General features: G+C 71.9%; 13 protein-coding genes. 10 read left to right on the top strand and 3 right to left on the bottom strand.

Features of this window, described 5'->3' with window-relative positions:
• Positions 1-7: 7 nt before the first annotated feature.
• On the bottom strand, positions 8-310 hold the full coding sequence (locus tag QRD43_RS00205) for an urease subunit gamma (RefSeq protein WP_285980448.1): 303 nt from the start codon (positions 308-310) through the stop codon (positions 8-10).
• 87 nt (positions 311-397) lie between these two features.
• Here QRD43_RS00205 and QRD43_RS00200 point away from each other — a divergent pair, with 87 nt between their 5' ends.
• The 7 genes from QRD43_RS00200 (at position 398) to urtE (ending at position 10774) form a co-directional block, all read left to right on the top strand.
• The gene (locus tag QRD43_RS00200; protein ID WP_285980447.1) at positions 398-3937 is read left to right on the top strand and encodes a hybrid sensor histidine kinase/response regulator; all 3540 of its coding nucleotides are present in this window, start codon (positions 398-400) and stop codon (positions 3935-3937) included.
• Positions 3934-4956, top strand: a complete 1023-nt coding sequence (locus QRD43_RS00195; protein WP_285980446.1) for a response regulator — start codon at positions 3934-3936, stop codon at positions 4954-4956. Before QRD43_RS00200 ends, QRD43_RS00195 begins: the two co-directional genes overlap by 4 nt.
• Before the next feature lie 121 nt (positions 4957-5077).
• On the top strand, positions 5078-6370 hold the full coding sequence (gene urtA, locus QRD43_RS00190) for an urea ABC transporter substrate-binding protein (RefSeq protein ID WP_285980445.1): 1293 nt from the start codon (positions 5078-5080) through the stop codon (positions 6368-6370).
• 34 nt (positions 6371-6404) lie between these two features.
• The gene (gene urtB, locus QRD43_RS00185) at positions 6405-8027 is read left to right on the top strand and encodes an urea ABC transporter permease subunit UrtB (protein WP_285980444.1); all 1623 of its coding nucleotides are present in this window, start codon (positions 6405-6407) and stop codon (positions 8025-8027) included.
• Positions 8024-9196 carry an urea ABC transporter permease subunit UrtC gene (urtC, locus tag QRD43_RS00180; protein ID WP_285980443.1) on the top strand — a complete coding sequence of 391 codons (1173 nt, stop codon included), beginning with the start codon at positions 8024-8026 and terminating at the stop codon, positions 9194-9196. The genes urtB and urtC overlap by 4 nt, the downstream gene beginning before the upstream one ends.
• Positions 9193-10029 (top strand): urea ABC transporter ATP-binding protein UrtD, encoded by an 837-nt coding sequence (urtD, locus tag QRD43_RS00175; RefSeq protein ID WP_285980442.1) that lies wholly within the window; start codon positions 9193-9195, stop codon positions 10027-10029. The genes urtC and urtD overlap by 4 nt, the downstream gene beginning before the upstream one ends.
• 40 nt (positions 10030-10069) lie before the next feature.
• Positions 10070-10774 (top strand): urea ABC transporter ATP-binding subunit UrtE, encoded by a 705-nt coding sequence (urtE, locus tag QRD43_RS00170; protein ID WP_434063822.1) that lies wholly within the window; start codon positions 10070-10072, stop codon positions 10772-10774.
• Positions 10775-10799: 25 nt separating this feature from the next.
• Here the strand turns inward: urtE and QRD43_RS00165 are convergent, their stop codons facing one another.
• Both QRD43_RS00165 and QRD43_RS00160 read right to left on the bottom strand, forming a co-directional pair.
• Positions 10800-11711 carry an urease accessory protein UreD gene (locus tag QRD43_RS00165; protein WP_285980440.1) on the bottom strand — a complete coding sequence of 304 codons (912 nt, stop codon included), beginning with the start codon at positions 11709-11711 and terminating at the stop codon, positions 10800-10802.
• 56 nt (positions 11712-11767) lie between these two features.
• The gene (locus QRD43_RS00160) at positions 11768-12754 is read right to left on the bottom strand and encodes a type 1 periplasmic-binding domain-containing protein (protein WP_285980439.1); all 987 of its coding nucleotides are present in this window, start codon (positions 12752-12754) and stop codon (positions 11768-11770) included.
• Positions 12755-13103: 349 nt separating this feature from the next.
• On the opposite strand from QRD43_RS00160, the gene QRD43_RS00155 reads away from it, so the two are divergent.
• The 3 genes from QRD43_RS00155 to QRD43_RS00145 are packed head-to-tail and all read left to right on the top strand — an operon-like array spanning position 13104 to position 16345.
• Positions 13104-14531 carry a circularly permuted type 2 ATP-grasp protein gene (locus QRD43_RS00155; protein WP_350339826.1) on the top strand — a complete coding sequence of 476 codons (1428 nt, stop codon included), beginning with the start codon at positions 13104-13106 and terminating at the stop codon, positions 14529-14531.
• 12 nt (positions 14532-14543) lie between these two features.
• On the top strand, positions 14544-15512 hold the full coding sequence (locus tag QRD43_RS00150) for an alpha-E domain-containing protein (protein ID WP_285980438.1): 969 nt from the start codon (positions 14544-14546) through the stop codon (positions 15510-15512).
• A gap of 17 nt (positions 15513-15529) precedes the next feature.
• A complete protein-coding gene (locus QRD43_RS00145; RefSeq protein ID WP_285980437.1) occupies positions 15530-16345 on the top strand; it encodes a transglutaminase family protein in 816 nt (271 codons plus the stop codon).
• Positions 16346-16351: the final 6 nt, after the last annotated feature.

The following is a 16351-nucleotide window of genomic DNA, read 5'->3' as shown; positions in this document are numbered from 1 at the left end:
GGGGCCATCAGGCAATGGGCTGGTGGACGGTCACGAGCTTGGTGCCGTCCGGGAAGGTGGCTTCGACCTGGATGTCGGGAATCATCTCGGGCACGCCCTCCATGACGTCCTCGCGGCGCAGCCAGGTCTGGCCCTCGGCCATCAGCTCGGCGACGGTGCGGCCGTCGCGGGCGCCCTCCATCACGGCGGCGCTGAGGAAGGCCACGGCCTCGGGGTAGTTGAGCTTGAGGCCACGCGCACGGCGCCGCTCGGCCAGGAGTGCGGCGGTGAAGATCAGGAGCTTGTCCTTGTCGCGGGGCGAGAGTTCCATGGCAGCGGGCAGGTGGCGCGTCGATGAGGGGACCATCGCAAGGGCCGTGCCATGTCGCCGGGTACGGAACCTGCATTCCCTCGGGCCATGAGCGCCCCGCCGGAGTCCCTGCCCGCCGCCGCCTCGCCGCCGCCGGCGAGCGCGCGGCTGCGGGTCATCAAGATCCGCCGGGACTACAACGCCTGGGTCGCCAGCGAGACGCTGGAGGACTACGCCCTGCGCTACACCCCCCTGCGCGCACGGCGCTGGAGCCTGGGCCGCGTGGCGCAGACGGCCTTCGGCGCGGCCTCCTTCCTGATCCTGGAGGCGGTGGGCGCGACGCTGCTGCTGCAGTACGGCTGGACGAATGCCTGGACCGCGATCCTCGCCGCCGGGCTCATCATCTTCCTGGCCGGCCTGCCCATCAGCTACCACGCGGCGCGCCATGGCGTGGACATGGACCTGCTCACGCGCGGGGCCGGCTTCGGCTACCTGGGCTCGACGCTGACCTCGCTCATCTACGCCTGCTTCACCTTCATCTTCTTCGCGCTCGAGGCCGCGGTGATGGCCTACGCGCTGGACCTCGCCTTCGACCTCCCGCCGCGCTGGGGCTATCTGATCTGCGCGCTGGTGGTGCTGCCGCTCGTCACCCACGGCTTTGCTGCGATCAGCCGGCTGCAGGTCTGGACGCAGGCGCTGTGGCTGCTGCTCCTGCTCGGGCCCTTCCTGTGGGTGCTGGGGCACCAGCACGGACTCTTTGCGGGCGTCGTGCACCACGCCGGCGCGCGCACGCACAGCGCCGGGTGGGACCCGCTCGGCTTTGGTGCGGCACTGACGGTGGGGGTGGCCCTCATCACGCAGATGGGCGAGCAGGCCGACTACCTGCGCTTCATGCCCGCGGCCGATCGCAGTGGCGGGCGCGGCTGGCGCTGGTGGGGCGCGCTGCTGCTCGGCGGCCCGGGCTGGGTGCTGCTGGGCATGGCCAAGATGCTGGCCGGCGCGCTGCTCGCCTGGCTGGCCGTCTCGCGCATGGTGCCGCCCGATCGCGCGGTGGACCCGAACCAGATGTACCTCGGCCTGTGGGAGACCTTCAGCCCGAGCTATGGCTGGGCGGTGGCGGCCACGGCGCTGTTCGTGGTGCTCAGCCAGGTCAAGATCAACGTCACCAATGCCTATGCGGGCTCGCTCGCCTGGAGCAACTTCTTCTCGCGCCTCACGCACAGCCATCCCGGTCGCGTGGTGTGGGTGGTGTTCAACACGGGCATCGCCTTCCTGCTGATGGAGATGAACCTGTTCGAGGCGCTGGGCGCGGTGCTGGGTCTCTATGCCAACGTGGCCATCGCCTGGATGATGGCGGTGGTGGCGGACCTCGTCATCAACAAGCCCCTGGGCCTGTCGCCGCCGGGGATCGAGTTCAAGCGCGCCTACCTCTGGGACATCAACCCGGTCGGCGTGGGCGCGATGGGCCTGGCCTCGCTGCTGTCGGTGGCGGCGCACCTGGGCCTGTTCGGGCCGCTCGCGCAGGCGTGGTCGGCCGTGATCGCCATGCTGACCGCGCTGGTGAGCGCGCCGCTGATCGCGTGGTGGACGGGCGGGCGCTTCCAGCTGGCCCGGACGCCGGTGGCGGGCGAGGGTGACTACGCGCGCCTGCGGCCGGGCGTGTGCGTCATCTGCGCGCAGCGCTATGAGGCGCCGGACCTGGCGCAGTGCCCCGCCTACCAGGGGCAGATCTGCAGCCTGTGCTGCACCCTGGACGCGCGCTGCGGGGACCTGTGCAAGCCGCAGGCCCGGCTCAGTGCGCAGTGGCACGCCTTCTGGCAGGCGCTGCTGCCCCGCGCCGCCTGGCCCTGGCTGCAGCACGGCGCCGCGCAGGCGCTGCTGGCCATGAGCCTGCTGCTGCCGCTGGCGATCGGCCTGCTGCTGATGGTCTACCAGCACGAGTGGGCCGCCTGGGTCGCCACGGCGGACGCGGACCGTGCCGGGACGCTGGAGGCCCTGCTGCGCTCGACGCTGAGCAAGGCGGGGCTGCTGCTGGTCCTGGTGCTGGGCATCGCGGTGTGGTGGGGCGTGCTGGCCCTGCAGAGCCGCACGGTGGCGCGCGAGGAGTCGCAGCGCCAGACCGAGGCCCTGATGCAGGAGATCGCCTCGCACCAGCGCACCGACGCCGCGCTGCAGCAGGCGCGCCAGGAGGCCGAGGAGGCGCGCGCCGCGGCGGAGGCCGCCAACCAGGCCAAGAGCCGCTACGTGAGCAGCCTGAGCCACGAGCTGCGCACCCCGCTCAACAGCCTGCTGGGCTATGCGCAGCTGATGGGTGAGGATGCGGAGCTGCCGCCACGCCGACGGCAGGCCGTGCAGGTCATCCGGCGCAGCGGCGAGCACCTGCTCACGCTGATCGACGCCAGCCTGGACCTCGCCCGCATCGAGGCCGGGCGCCTCGTGCTGGCCCGCGAGCCCTTCCGCCTGGACCTGCTGCTGGACGAGGTGGCCGACATGGTGCGGCTGCAGGCGGCTTCGCGCGGGCTGGCCTTCCACTACCGCCCGCCGGTCCTGCCCGAGTGGGTGCGCGGGGATGCGCGCCGCTTGCGGCAGGTGCTGCTGAACCTGCTCGGCAATGCCGTGAAGTTCACGGCGCAGGGCGAGGTCACCCTGCAGGTGCAGCACAGCCGCGACCTGGCCACCCTGTGCGTGCTGGACAGCGGCCCGGGGCTGCCGGCCGATGCGCTGGAACACGTCTTCGAGCCCTTCGATCGTGGCGCCGGCAGCGAGGCGCCGGGCGCGGGCCTGGGGCTCACGATCTCGCGCATGCTGGCGCAGCTGATGGGCGGTGATCTGCGGGCCTCCAACCGGCCCGAGGGCGGCGCGGCCTTCACGCTGCGCCTGCATCTGCCGGCGCTGAGCCCGCAGGCCGGGGCGGCCCTGGACGGGGCCACGGATCCGGGCGCCTGGACCCTGCCGCCCGCGGTCTCGGGGGCCGGGCAGCTCGTGCTGCTCGTGGACAACGAGGCGGCCGACCGCCAGCTGCTGCGCGACCTGCTGGAACCCATGGGCTTCGACGTGCGCGAGGCGGCCAACGGCCACGACGCGCTGGATCTGCTCGCCACCGGCCTGCGCCCCGCGGTGCTGCTGGTGGACCTGGCCATGCCGGGCATCGACGGCTGGGAGACCCTGCGCCGCGCCCAGGCGCTGTGGGGCGAGGCGCCGCTGCCGCCCCACGCCATCGTGTCGGCCAACGCCTTCGAGAAGGACCAGCCGCGTCCGCCTGGCGTGCCTGCCGGGGCCTTCTTCACCAAGCCCGTGCGCCACCCTGAGCTGCTCGCCTGGCTCGGCGGGCAGCTGCAGGCCCGCCCGCTGACCGGCGACGGGCCGCGGCCCGCCGACGACGCCCCCGCCGCCGCGGCGCCCGATGCGATCCGCCATGCCGAGGCGCTGGCCTCGCTGCAGCAGGCCCTGGACCTGGGCTATGTGCGCGGCGTGCAGGAGGCCCTGGCCGCGCTGCGGCAGGCGTCCTGCTGGCCGGCCGACGCACTGGTCCGGCTGCAGTCGCTGGCGAGCGGCCTGCAGCTGACCGCGCTGCGTGCGCAGCTCCAGACGCTGCAGGAGGCGCCCATGCCGCAAGACCTGACCCCCACCGGCCACGCCGCGACATGAGCAGCCACTCACCCCCCGCGCTCCCGGCGCCGCTGGCCGTCGTCGAGTCGGCGCGTCGCCGCGGTGAGCTGGTCCTCATCGTGGACGACGTGCCCGACAACCTCGCCCTGCTGCACGAGGCGCTGGAGGAGTGGGGCTACACGGTGCTGGTCGCGCTCGACGGCGCGCAGGCCCTGCGCAGCGCCGAGGCCGGGCAGCCGGACATCATCCTGCTGGACGCCGTGATGCCCGGCATGGACGGCTTCGAGGTGGCGCGTCGGCTGAAGGCGCAGGTGACCACGCAGGACATCCCGCTCATCTTCATGACGGGCCTCACCGAGACGGAGCATCTGGAGGCCGCGCTGGCGTGCGGCGCCTGCGACTACGTCACCAAGCCCCTCAAGCCCCGCGAAGTGCTCGCGCGCATGCAGGCGCAGCTGCGGGGCGCACAGGCCAGCCGCGGTGCGGGCCATGCCCGCCGCGCGCTCGATGCCTTCGGCTATGCCAGCGCCACCGTGCGTCTGCCCGACGGCCGCCTGCTGTGGGCCACGCCGCTGGCGCGGGCGCTGATGGCCCGCTACGACGCCCTCGGCGCGGACCACGTGGCGCCGGGCCTGCGCCAGTGGCTGCTGCTGCAGGCCCAGGCCGCCGTCCAGGGCCAGGACGTGCACCCCCTGCACCTCGACACGGACGGGCAACGCCTGACCCTGCGTGTCCACCAGTGCGTCAGCGACGAACCGGCGGCCGGCGCGGAGGGCACCAGCGAATGGCTGCTCGTGATGCAGGAACGCTCCGACGCCGCGCTGATCCAGACGCTCGTCAGCAGCTTCCGCCTGACGCAGCGCGAGGCCGAGGTGCTCTTCTGGGTCGCCCAGGGCAAGATCAACCGCGACATTGCGGACATCCTCGGTGCGAGCCCGGCCACGGTGAAGAAGCACCTGGAGCGTATCCACGCCAAGCTGGGCGTCGAGACGCGCACCGCGGCCGCCGCGCTGGCACTCGGCCGCTTGCGCCAGCAGCATCCGCAGGCCGCGCTCTGAGCGGCGCCCGGGGCCCGATGTACGCCATCCGCCGTATGGGCGGAACGGGGGGCGCTCCCTAGCATGGGCTTCAGCCGGTGCCACTGAGGCGCCGGACCTCCATCCACCCAAGGAGCCCCGCATGTCCCTCGACCGCCCCCTGCCCATCGTGTCCTCGCGCCGCCACGCGCTGCGCACCCTCGCCGCGGCCAGCGCCCTGGCCTTCGGCGTCAGCGTGCCCGCCTGGGCGGCCGACACCATCAAGGTCGGCGTGCTGCACAGCCTCTCGGGCACCATGGCCATCTCCGAGACGGTGCTCAAGGACACCGTGCTGATGGCCATCGACGAGATCAACGCCAAGGGCGGCGTGCTGGGCAAGAAGCTCGAGCCCGTCGTCGTGGACCCGGCCTCCAACTGGCCGCTCTTCGCCGAGAAGACCAAGCAGCTGCTCACGCAGGACAAGGTCGCCGTGATCTTTGGCTGCTGGACCTCGGTGTCGCGCAAGTCCGTGCTGCCGGTGGTCGAGGAACTCAACGGCCTGCTCTTCTACCCCGTGCAGTACGAGGGCGAGGAGCTGTCCAAGAATGTGTTCTACACGGGCGCCGCGCCCAACCAGCAGGCCATCCCGGCGGTCGACTACCTAATGAGCAAGGACGGCGGCGGGGCCAAGCGCTGGGTGCTGCTGGGCACCGACTACGTCTACCCGCGCACCACCAACAAGATCCTGCGCGCCTACCTCAAGAGCAAGGGCGTGAAGGACAGCGACATCGACGAGAAGTACACCCCCTTCGGCCACAGCGACTACCAGACCCTCGTCGCGGACATCAAGAAGTTCTCGGCCGGCGGCAAGACGGCGGTGGTGTCCACCATCAACGGCGATTCCAACGTGCCCTTCTACAAGGAGCTGGGCAATGCCGGCCTGAAGGCCAAGGACGTGCCGGTGGTGGCCTTCTCGGTCGGCGAGGAGGAGCTGCGCGGCGTGGACACCAAGCCGCTGGTCGGCCACCTGGCGGCCTGGAACTACTTCATGTCCATCAAGAACCCGGCCAACACCGAGTTCATCAAGAAGTGGAGCGACTACGCCAAGGCCAAGGGCCTGGCCGGCCACAAGGACAAGCCGCTGACCAATGACCCGATGGAGGCCACCTACATCGGCATCCACCTGTGGAAGCAGGCGGTCGAGAAGGCCAAGACGACCGACGTGGACAAGGTCATCGCCGCGATGGCGGGCCAGACCTTCACGGCGCCCTCGGGCATCGTCTCCAAGATGGACGAGAAGAACCACCACCTGCACAAGTCGGTGTTCATCGGCGAGATCAAGGCCGACGGCCAATTCAGCGTGGTCTGGAAGACGCCCGCCCCGGTCAAGGCCAAGCCCTGGAGCCCCTACATCGAGGGCAACGACAAGAAGCCCGACGAGCCCGCCAAGAAGTGAGCCTGAGCCTGTGAAGCGCTGAACGGACGCCACCATGCCCCTGCCGATCCTGTCGATGCTCCGGACGCTGCGCTGGCACCGCCTGCCTCTGCTGGTGCTGGCCCTGCTGCTCAGCCTGCCCGCGGCGGCCCAGCCGGACGCGGGCGCCGACGCCCAGACCCTGCTGGACGAGGACCCGGAGCCGCGCCTCGCGCTCATCGAGCGCCTGGCCCGCGACCCGGGGCCGGCCAGCCTGGCGCTGCTGGAGGCCTGGGGCGCCGAGCAGCTGCGCGTGGGCGCGGACGGTCGGCTGTGGCAGGCGCGGTCCCCCACGCAATGCCAGCCGCTGCCCGGTCCGGCGGCCGCCGGTGCCTGTCCGGCGGATCTGCAGGAGCCGCCGCTCAACAACCGCCTGCGGGCCCGGCTGGAGCGCGCGCTGGCGCTGCGGCGGCTGCCGTCGTCCGACCCGGCCCAGCGCCTGCAGGCCGCGCGCGTGCTCAGCGAGGCGCCGGATCTGGCCTGGGTCGCCCCGATGGAGGCGGCCTGGGCGCAGGAGCCGGTGCCGGCCGTGCGTGCACTGCTGCAGCGCACGCTGGCCGCCGCCCGCCTGGCGAGCCCCGAGGCCGCCGAGCGCCTGCGGGCGGCCCGCGCGCTCGGGCAGGCCGATGACCCCGCCCTGGAGCCCGTGCTGCGCGAGCAGCTCGCGACCGAGACCGACCCCGCGGTGCGCGGCGCGCTGCAGGGGTCGCTCAAGGCCCTGCAGGACCGCCTGGCCTGGGGCGAGCGCGCGGCCCAGCTCTTCACCGGCCTCAGCCTCGGCTCGGTGCTGCTGCTGGTGGCCCTGGGTCTGGCCATCACCTACGGGCTGATGGGCGTGATCAACATGGCGCACGGCGAGCTGATGATGATCGGCGCCTACGCCACCTGGGGCGTGCAGGGGGCCTTCCGTCAGTGGCTGCCCGTGGGCGCCTTCGACTACTACCTGCTGGCCGCGCTGCCCGTGGCCTTCCTGGCCGCCGCGGCCGTCGGCGCGCTGATGGAGCGCCTCGTGCTGCGCTGGCTCTACGGCCGGCCGCTCGAGACGCTGCTGGCGACCTGGGGCCTGAGCCTCGTGCTGATGCAGACGGTGCGCAGCCTCTTTGGCGCGCAGAACGTGAGCGTCGAGAACCCGGCCTGGATGAGCGGGGGATGGCAGCTGATGCCCTCGCTGAGCCTGCCCTTCAATCGCCTGCTGATCGTCGGCTTCGCGGCCGTCGTGCTGCTGGGCATGGCCTTCCTGCTGCAGCGCACGCGCCTCGGGCTCTTCGTGCGCGCCGTCACGCAGAACCGCCGCATGGCGAGCTGCGTGGGCGTGGCCACCGCGCGGGTCGACACCTACGCCTTCGCGCTGGGGTCGGGCCTCGCCGGCCTCGCCGGCTGCGCGCTGAGCCAGATCGGCAATGTGGGGCCCGACCTCGGCCAGTCCTACATCGTCGATGCCTTCATGGTCGTCGTGCTCGGCGGGGTGGGGCAGCTGGCCGGCACCGTGTATGCGGCCCTGGGGCTGGGCCTGGCGGCCAAGGCGCTGGAAGCCGGCCTCGGCGCCGTGCTCGCCAAGATCGCCCTGCTCGTGATCCTCATCGCCGTGATCCAGAAGCGGCCGCAGGGCCTGTTCGCCATGAAAGGACGTGCTGAATGAAGGCCGCCACGCCTGCTGATTCCCTGTCGCCCCTGCCGGCCCCGCCGGCGCTGCTGTCCCGGCCGGCCTGGGCGCTGTGGGCTGCGCTGTTCCTGCTGGCGGTCATCGGCGTGCCCGTGCTGCACGGCCTGGTGCCGCCGACGCACGCGCTGCATCTCGGCGCGTATGGCGTCTCGCTCGTCGGCAAGTTCTGCTGCTACGCCCTGTGCGCCCTGGCCATGGACCTGATCTGGGGCTTCGCGGGCATCCTCTCGCTCGGCCACGGTCTGTTCTTCGCGCTGGGCGGCTACGTGATGGGCATGCACCTGATGCGGCAGATCGGCCGTGACGGGCAGTACCAGAGCGAGCTGCCCGACTTCATGGTCTTCCTGGACTGGAAGACGCTGCCCTGGCACTGGCAGCTCAGCGACAGCTTCCTCGCCACGCTGCTGCTGGTGCCGCTGGTGCCCGGCGTGCTGGCGCTGGTCTTCGGCTTCTTCGCCTTCCGCTCGCGCATCCAGGGCGTGTACTTCTCGATCATCACGCAGGCGCTGACCTACGCGGCCATGCTGCTCTTCTTCCGCAATGAGACCGGCTTCGGCGGCAACAACGGCTTCACGGACTTCAAGCGTCTGCTGGGCCTGCCGCTGGCCACCCCGGGCATGCGTGCCGTGCTCTGCGGGCTGAGCGCCGGGGCGCTGCTGCTGGCCTTTCTTGGCGCACGCTGGCTGACGCGGGGCCGCTTCGGCCGGGTGCTGCTCGCGCTGCGCGATGCCGAGCCGCGTCTGCGCTTCATGGGCTACCAGCCCCTGTCCTACAAGCTCTTCCTGTGGACGCTCTCGGCCATGCTGTGCGGCGTGGCCGGCGCGCTGTACGTGCCGCAGGTGGGCATCATCAACCCGAGCGAGATGAGCGTGGCCAACAGCATCGAGATCGCCGTGTGGGCCGCCGTGGGCGGGCGCGGCAGCCTGTGGGGGCCGATGCTCGGCGCCTTCGCGGTGAATGGCACGAAGAGCTGGCTGACGGTGCTCGCGCCTGACATGTGGCTGTACCTGCTGGGGGCGCTCTTCGTGGCGGTGACGCTGTTCCTGCCCCAGGGGCTGGCCGGCCTGCTGGGCCGCGCGATGGCCGGGCGGCGGCGCCCGGCCCGCACGCCTCCCGGTCCCGGCGACGAAGGGGGCACGCCATGAATCCCGAGCTGCTGGAAGCGGGCGCCGCGCGCCTGGCCGGTGCGCGGGCGGCCCGGCCGGGCGCCGTGCTGTCGCCCGGCGCGGTGGACCTGCGGCACGGCCGCATCCTGTACCTCGACGAGGTCAGCGTGAGCTTCGACGGCTTCCAGGCGCTGGACCGGCTCAGCCTGGACATCGCGCCTGGCGAGCTGCGCTGCATCATCGGCCCCAATGGCGCGGGCAAGACGACGATGATGGACGTCATCACCGGCAAGACCCGCCCGGACAGCGGCCAGGTCTGGTTCGGCGCGACGCTGGACCTGCTGCAGTACCAGGAGTCCGAGATCGCGAGCCTGGGCCTGGGGCGCAAGTTCCAGAAGCCCAGTGTGTTCGAGGCGCTCAGCGTCTGGGACAACCTCAGCCTCGCGGTGCGGGGCTCGCGGCGGGTGGGCGCGGCGCTGTGGCGGCCCCTGAGCGGCGAGCAGCGCGACCGCATCGACGAGCTGCTGCAGCTCGTGCGCCTGCGCGACTGCCCGGAGCGCCTCGCCGGGCTGCTGAGCCACGGGCAGAAGCAGTGGCTGGAGATCGGCATGCTGCTCGCGCAGGACCCGCAGCTGCTGCTGCTCGATGAACCCGTGGCCGGCATGACGGACCAGGAGACCGAGCGCACCGCGGAGCTCTTCCTGAGCCTGCGGGGCCGGCACTCGCTGGTCGTCGTCGAGCATGACATGAGCTTCATCGCCCGCATCGCCGAGAAGGTGACGGTGCTCTGCGAAGGGCGCGTGCTGGCCGAAGGCACGCTCCCGCAGGTGCAGGCCGACGAGCGGGTGATCGAGGTCTATCTGGGCCGCTGAGCCCGCCACCGAGGCTGCGAAGGACGCACGCATGACCCCCCTGCTCGAGGCCTCCGGCCTGCACCAGTTCTACGGCGGCTCGCACATCCTGCGCGAGGTCTCCCTGCGCTGCGAGGTCGGCCGCATCACCACGCTGCTCGGCCGCAACGGCGTCGGCAAGACGACGCTGCTCAAGGTGCTGATGGGCCTGCTGCCGGTGCGTGCCGGCACGCTGCGCTACGCCGGCGAGGACATCACCAAGCTGCCCACCCACCAGCGGGTGCGGCGCGGCATCGGCTACGTGCCGCAGGGGCGGGAGATCTTCTCGCGGCTGACGGTGGAGGAGAACCTGCGCATGGGCCTCGCGAGCCGTCCCGGCCGCACGCCCGTGCCCGAGGCGCTGTACGAGCTCTTCCCGGTGCTGGCGCAGATGCGCGGGCGTCGCGGCGGCGATCTCTCGGGCGGGCAGCAGCAGCAGCTCGCCATCGCCCGGGCGCTGGCGCCGGGGCCCCGGCTGCTGGTGCTGGACGAGCCCACCGAGGGCATCCAGCCCAACATCATCCAGGACATCGGCCGCGTGCTGAGGCGCCTGGCCGGCGAGGGCCTGGACGGCCAGCCCATGGCCGTGCTGCTGTGCGAGCAGTACTACGACTTCGCGGCCGCCCTGGCCGACGACTACCTGCTGCTGGAGCGGGGTCAGGTCTTGTCCTGCGGACCCGCCCATCTGCTCGCCGAGCGCGGCGTGCGCGAGATGATGGCGCTGTAGCCGCCAGAGCCGGCCGGGGCGGGGCTCAGAAGGACCAGGTCCGCGGCGGCAAAGGCGTGAGGCCCCAGGCCCGCGCGCGCCACAGGGCCCACGTGGCCCGCAGCAGCGCCTGGACGGGCTCGGCCTGCTGCGCCAGCACGCGCAGGAGCAGCACCTGCGGGCCGGGCGCGGTGACACCCGCGCGCAGGCCCAGGGCGGGCGACACGCGGGCCTCATGCGTCTCGATCAGCGCATGGCTGGCCTCGCACCAGTCCGTGAGGTCCGTGCGCTGCCAGGGCTCGGCCCGCACCATCAGCAGCGTGCCCAGGCAGCGTCGGCCGGCCAGGCCCGGGCCGCTGTCCAGCAGCAGCGCGTCGGTGCCGTCCAGCAGGGCGCGCTCGCGCCACTGCCCCACGATGTCGAGGGACTGCTCGAAGCAGCCGTGGTCGAAGGCCAGCCGGCTGGCCGGCAGGCCCAGGCACAGCACCTCCGACCAGAACAGCTCGGCGCCCGGCGCCATCTCGACCCGGACCTCGTTGCGGGCGCGGCAGCCGGGGTGGGCGATGGTCTCCAGCGGCAGCCATTCCAGGCGCGCGCCCTCGCCGAGCCGGGCCTCGACGCGCTGCGCGGCCCAGGGGCCGTTGCTGCGGTAGAAGCGGGTGCTGCCGGGCGTGCTCATCAGCACATGGCTGCCGGCGTCGAGGTCCAGCCCGATCTCGAGCCGGTCGCCGCCCACCAGGCCGCTGGGCGGGTGGACCAGCACCTCGTGGGCGATGCGCGGGCCTTCGGGATAGAGGTGGCGGAGCACGCGCAGCGGGCCGTGATGGCGGCTGCGGGTGACGGTGCGTTCGCCCTCGCGTTGCGCCTGCAGCTGCAGTCGGGCCAGCCAGCCGGCGCCGGGGGCCGGGCCGCCGGGCGCCACGGAAACGTCGGGATCAGGGCAGGCAGAGGAGGGCATGCGCGGCAGGTTTGCAAGAAGCCTGCCAGCGGCCGGCGCCCTCCGCCGGGCCGGGATCAGCGGCTGGCCAGCACCTGCGGGCAGGCGGCCGGCTGCTTGCCGGGCGGCACGACGGTGAAGGGCATGCCGGCCCAGGGCGTGCCCTTGCCGCAGTCCGGGCCGGACTTGCAGTCGCAGCTCTTGGCCTTGACGAGCTGGTCCATGACCTGGGCATCGCGGCTGCCGGGCTTGACGGTGCGGTTCGCGAAGCTCAGCTGCAGCGCGTCTTCCGGCACGATGCTGTCCTTGGCCAGGGGCTGGCCGAGCACGGTGCGGGCGTTCAGCGCCTCACCGGCGGCAGCGGCGCGCGAGGCCGTGCGCTGCTTCTTGAGGTAGGCCAGCGCCACCTCCATGGCGGCGTGACCGCGCGCGGCGGAGACGCTGAAGGGCTTGCGGAAGGCCGCCTCGTAGGCGGCGGCCACCTCGCTCCAGCGGGACTTGTCCACCGGCAGCGTGGGGCACAGGCCGGCGTCGTACTTGTCGGAGACGGGGGTCTCGAAGTCGATCCAGCAGGCGCTGGAGGCGGTGACGCGCAGGCCGGTCTGGGAGCGCAGCTTGGCCGCAATCTCCTCGGCGGCGCCGGCACCGACGCGGCCCAGCTGGATCAGGCCGTCATGGCTCTTGAGGCGCTCGGCGTTGGCCGAGACCATGGGGATGTTGGCCGCCTTGAGCGTGGCGGGCACCTCGCCCAGCACGCAGAAGCCGCCGATGACGAGGTCCACCTTGGCGGCCACATAGCCCTGCGCCGCGGCTTGCGCCTTCTTGGCGTCGCAGCCGCTGTCCTTGATGACGAGCTTCGGTGCGGGCTGCAGGGAGCTGGTCTTGAGGGCCAGGGTCATGCCGTCGCGCATGTCCTCGGCCTGCGCGGCGCTGGGCCAGGATTCCGGGAGGATGGCGCCCACGCTGAGGCCCTGCGCCTGTGCGAGGCCGGATGCGGCCAGGGCCAGACCCAGCAGTGCGGCGACGAGCGGGCGTGCCGGATGAGCGGGTGTGTGGTTCAGCATGGATTCCCTTCGACGTTCTGTGAATCGCGGGCTTTGACGTTCTCGGTGTTACGGAACGACACGGCCTCTGGCGTTCCCGCATGCTATGCAAGCCGGCGCCCGGCGCGTCTCGGGGAAAGCGCGCAGAAGTGATGGGCTGCGCGCCCTAATTTCGCGCAAGGCGACGTATTCCACAGAGTTTCACGCGCGTTTCATGAAGCGAGGTGGTGCGGCGCCGCACCAGCAGGTGGCGTCATGCACGGGCTTCAGGGTTTTCACGCACCCGACTCGTGCACCGGACGGCCTGGCGCCAGTCAAGGTCTGGGCATGCACCTTGCAAGGTCTGTGAGCAGAGGCTTCTGGAGTCCCCATGCATGCGCTGACCCTGCCCCCGCCGGGCCACTACGACGAGATGCTGCTCGAGAGCGGCGCCATCCGGCCGCACTACCAGGCCTTCGCCCACTGGCTGCAGGCCCGCACGCCGCAGGACCTGGCCCACAAGCGGGCCGAGGCGGACCTGCTGTTCCACAAGGTGGGCATCACCTTCGCGGTCTACGGCGACGAGGCGGGGGCCGAGCGGCTCATCCCCTTCGACACCGTGCCCCGCATCGTGCCGGCCGCGGACTGGCAGCTGCTGGAGCGCGGCCTGCGCCAGCGCGTGACGGCGCTGAACCGCTTTCTCTGGGACATCTACCACGACCATGAGATCGTCAAGGCCGGGCTGATCCCGGCCGAGCAGGTCTTCGCGAATGCGCAGTACCAGAGCGCCATGCAGGGCCTGGACCTGCCGCACGGGATCTACGCCCACATCACCGGCGTCGATCTCATCCGCCATGCGGACGGCGGCTACTACGTGCTGGAGGACAACCTGCGCGTGCCCAGCGGCGTGAGCTACATGCTGGAGAACCGCAAGATGATGATGCGGCTCTTCCCGGAGCTCTTCGCGCGCTACCCCATCGCGCCGGTCGCCCACTACCCGACGCTGCTGCTCAACACGCTGCGCCACGCGAGCCTCGCGGAGAACCCGACGGTGGTGGTGCTCACGCCGGGGCCCTTCAACAGCGCCTATTTCGAGCATGCCTTCCTCGCGCAGCAGATGGGGGTGGAGCTGGTCGAGGGGCAGGACCTCTTCGTGAAGGACGAGTTCCTCTACATGCGCACGACCGTCGGGCCCAAGCGCGTGGACGTGATCTACCGCCGGATCGACGACGCCTTCCTCGACCCGCTGGCCTTCCGCGCCGATTCCATGCTCGGCGTGCCCGGGCTGCTGTCCGTCTACAAGCAGGGGCATGTGATCCTCGCCAATGCCATCGGCACCGGCGTGGCGGACGACAAGTCCATCTACCCCTACGTGCCGGACATGATCCGCTTCTACCTCGGCGAGGAGCCCATCCTGCACAACGTGCCGACCTGGCAGTGCCGCAAGCCGCAGGACCTGGATCACGTGCTGAGCCACATGCAGGACCTGGTGGTGAAGGAGGTCCACGGCGCGGGCGGCTACGGCATGCTGGTGGGGCCGGCCTCCACCGCGGCGGAGGTGGACGACTTCCGCGCGCGGGTGAAGGCCAACCCGGCGAACTACATCGCGCAGCCCACGCTGTGCCTCTCGAGCTGCCCCACCTTCGTCGAGGCCGGCATCGCGCCGCGCCACATCGACCTGCGGCCCTTCGTGCTGAGCGGCCGCGAGATCAGCCTCGTGGCGGGCGGGCTCACGCGCGTGGCGCTCAAGCAGGGCTCGCTGGTGGTGAACAGCAGCCAGGGTGGTGGCACCAAGGACACCTGGATTCTCGAAAACTGACCGGAGCCCCCCATGCTGTCTCGCACCGCCTCGCAGCTCTACTGGATGAGTCGCTACCTGGAACGCGCGGAGAACCTCGTGCGCATGCTGGACGTGACGCACTCGCTGTCGCTGCTGCCGCAGTCGCGCGGCGGCATGACCGAGCTGGCCGCACCGCTGGCCGTGACCGGCACGCTGGAGCTCTACGGCCAGCGCTATGGCGAGCTGCAGGCCGACCGGCTCTTCCGCTTCATGGCCCTGGACCTCGAGAACCCGGCCTCGGTGCTGTCCTGCCTGCGCGAGGCGCGCGAGAACGCGCATGCCGTGCGCGGGCAGATCACCGCGGAGATGTGGGAGGCCATCAACAGCACCTGGCTGGAGGCCCGCAAGCTGCCCCCGACGGGGCTGCCCAGCGTCTCGGCCTTCTTCGACTGGGTGAAGGAGCGCTCGCACCTGTTCCGCGGGGCGACCTACGGCACGCTGCAGCGCAACGACGCCTACTGCTTCATCCGCCTGGGCACCTTCATCGAGCGGGCGGACAACACGGCGCGGCTGCTGGACGTCAAGAGCCAGCTGATCGAGCCCGCCGTGGCCAGCCTCTCGCCCGTCGATGCGCCGAGTGACAGCGCGCCGGACTTCTACGCCTGGAGCGCGCTGCTGCGCTCGCTCTCCGCGTTCGAGGCCTACCATGCGGCCTACCGCGATGCGCTCGACGCGCGCCGCGTGACGGAGCTGCTGATCCTGCGCCCGGACGTGCCGCGTTCGCTGCGGGCCTGCTGCGACGAGGTCTGTGCGCTGCTGCCCCTGATCGAATCGCTGGACGGCGCCGGCGACGCCGGTCGCGAGGTCAAGCAGTGGGCCGGGCAGCTGGCGCTGCAGCTGCAGTACGGCGCCGTCGACGAGATCCTCTCCGAGGGGCTGCACCGCTGGCTGACGGGTTTCCTGGCGGAGTCGGCCCGCCTGGGGGATGCCATCCGGCGCGCCTACTTCGAGGCCCACTGACCGGGCCGGAGCCAGCCATGCACCTGCACATCGCCCATGAGACGGTCTACCAGTACGAGCGGCCGCTTGCCCGCTCCACGCAGTACCTGCGCCTGACGCCCCGTCCCGGCATGGGCCTGCAGGTGCGGCGCTGGCAGCTGCGCCTGCCGGCCCCGGCGAGCGTCACGCGCGACGCCTACGGCAACGTGCTGCATGTGCTGACGCTGGACGGCCCGCGGCATGAGATCCATCTCGTGGCCGAGGGCGAGGTCGAGACGCTGGACGAGGCGCCCCGGCCGGACCTCAGCGACGATGCGCTGCCGCCGCCCGTCTTCCTGCGCGAGAGCGCGCTGACCCGCGCGGACGAGGCCATGCGGGATTTCGCCGCCGCGCATGCCGCCGCCGTGCAGGCCGATGCCGTGGAGGGCCTGGCGCAGCTCATGGGGGCCTTGGCGGGCCGCATGCCCTACACGCCGGGCGCCACCGATGTCGCCACCGCCGCGACGGAGGCCTTCGCCAGCGGCCATGGCGTGTGCCAGGACCATGCGCAGGTCTTCGTCTCGCTCGCCCGTCTGCTCGGGCTGCCGGCGCGCTACGTCAGTGGCTACCTCGCCACCGACGCCGCCCACGTGGCCAGCCATGCCTGGGCCGAGGTGCGCCTGCAGCGCGGGGCGGAGGTCGGCTGGCTGGGTTTCGATGTGTCCAACCAGTGTCTGGCCAATGGCCGCCATGTCCGGCTGGCCGTGGGCCTGGACTACCTCGATGCCTGCCCCGTGCGCGGGATGCGTCTGGGCGGCGGCGCGGAGGCGCTGCGCACCCAGGTGGCGGTGCAGCAGGCGGCGGCCCAGCAATGAGCGGGC

The sequence above is a fragment of the Roseateles subflavus genome (assembly GCF_030285365.1).
GTDB classification, from domain to species: Bacteria; Pseudomonadota; Gammaproteobacteria; order Burkholderiales; family Burkholderiaceae_C; genus Roseateles_B; species Roseateles_B subflavus.
This window is presented reverse-complemented; position numbering and strand designations above follow the sequence as displayed.

What these genes read in the sequence shown, in the direction of transcription:
- QRD43_RS00205 (WP_285980448.1), bottom strand. Translation starts at nt 310, where the DNA reads ATGGAACTCTCGCCCCGCGACAAGGACAAGCTCCTGATCTTCACCGCC.
- QRD43_RS00200 (WP_285980447.1), top strand. Translation starts at nt 398, where the DNA reads ATGAGCGCCCCGCCGGAGTCCCTGCCCGCCGCCGCCTCGCCGCCGCCG.
- QRD43_RS00195 (WP_285980446.1), top strand. Translation starts at nt 3,934, where the DNA reads ATGAGCAGCCACTCACCCCCCGCGCTCCCGGCGCCGCTGGCCGTCGTC.
- urtA (WP_285980445.1), top strand. Translation starts at nt 5,078, where the DNA reads ATGTCCCTCGACCGCCCCCTGCCCATCGTGTCCTCGCGCCGCCACGCG.
- urtB (WP_285980444.1), top strand. Translation starts at nt 6,405, where the DNA reads ATGCCCCTGCCGATCCTGTCGATGCTCCGGACGCTGCGCTGGCACCGC.
- urtC (WP_285980443.1), top strand. Translation starts at nt 8,024, where the DNA reads ATGAAGGCCGCCACGCCTGCTGATTCCCTGTCGCCCCTGCCGGCCCCG.
- urtD (WP_285980442.1), top strand. Translation starts at nt 9,193, where the DNA reads ATGAATCCCGAGCTGCTGGAAGCGGGCGCCGCGCGCCTGGCCGGTGCG.
- QRD43_RS00165 (WP_285980440.1), bottom strand. Translation starts at nt 11,711, where the DNA reads ATGCCCTCCTCTGCCTGCCCTGATCCCGACGTTTCCGTGGCGCCCGGC.
- QRD43_RS00160 (WP_285980439.1), bottom strand. Translation starts at nt 12,754, where the DNA reads ATGCTGAACCACACACCCGCTCATCCGGCACGCCCGCTCGTCGCCGCA.
- QRD43_RS00155 (WP_350339826.1), top strand. Translation starts at nt 13,104, where the DNA reads ATGCATGCGCTGACCCTGCCCCCGCCGGGCCACTACGACGAGATGCTG.
- QRD43_RS00150 (WP_285980438.1), top strand. Translation starts at nt 14,544, where the DNA reads ATGCTGTCTCGCACCGCCTCGCAGCTCTACTGGATGAGTCGCTACCTG.
- QRD43_RS00145 (WP_285980437.1), top strand. Translation starts at nt 15,530, where the DNA reads ATGCACCTGCACATCGCCCATGAGACGGTCTACCAGTACGAGCGGCCG.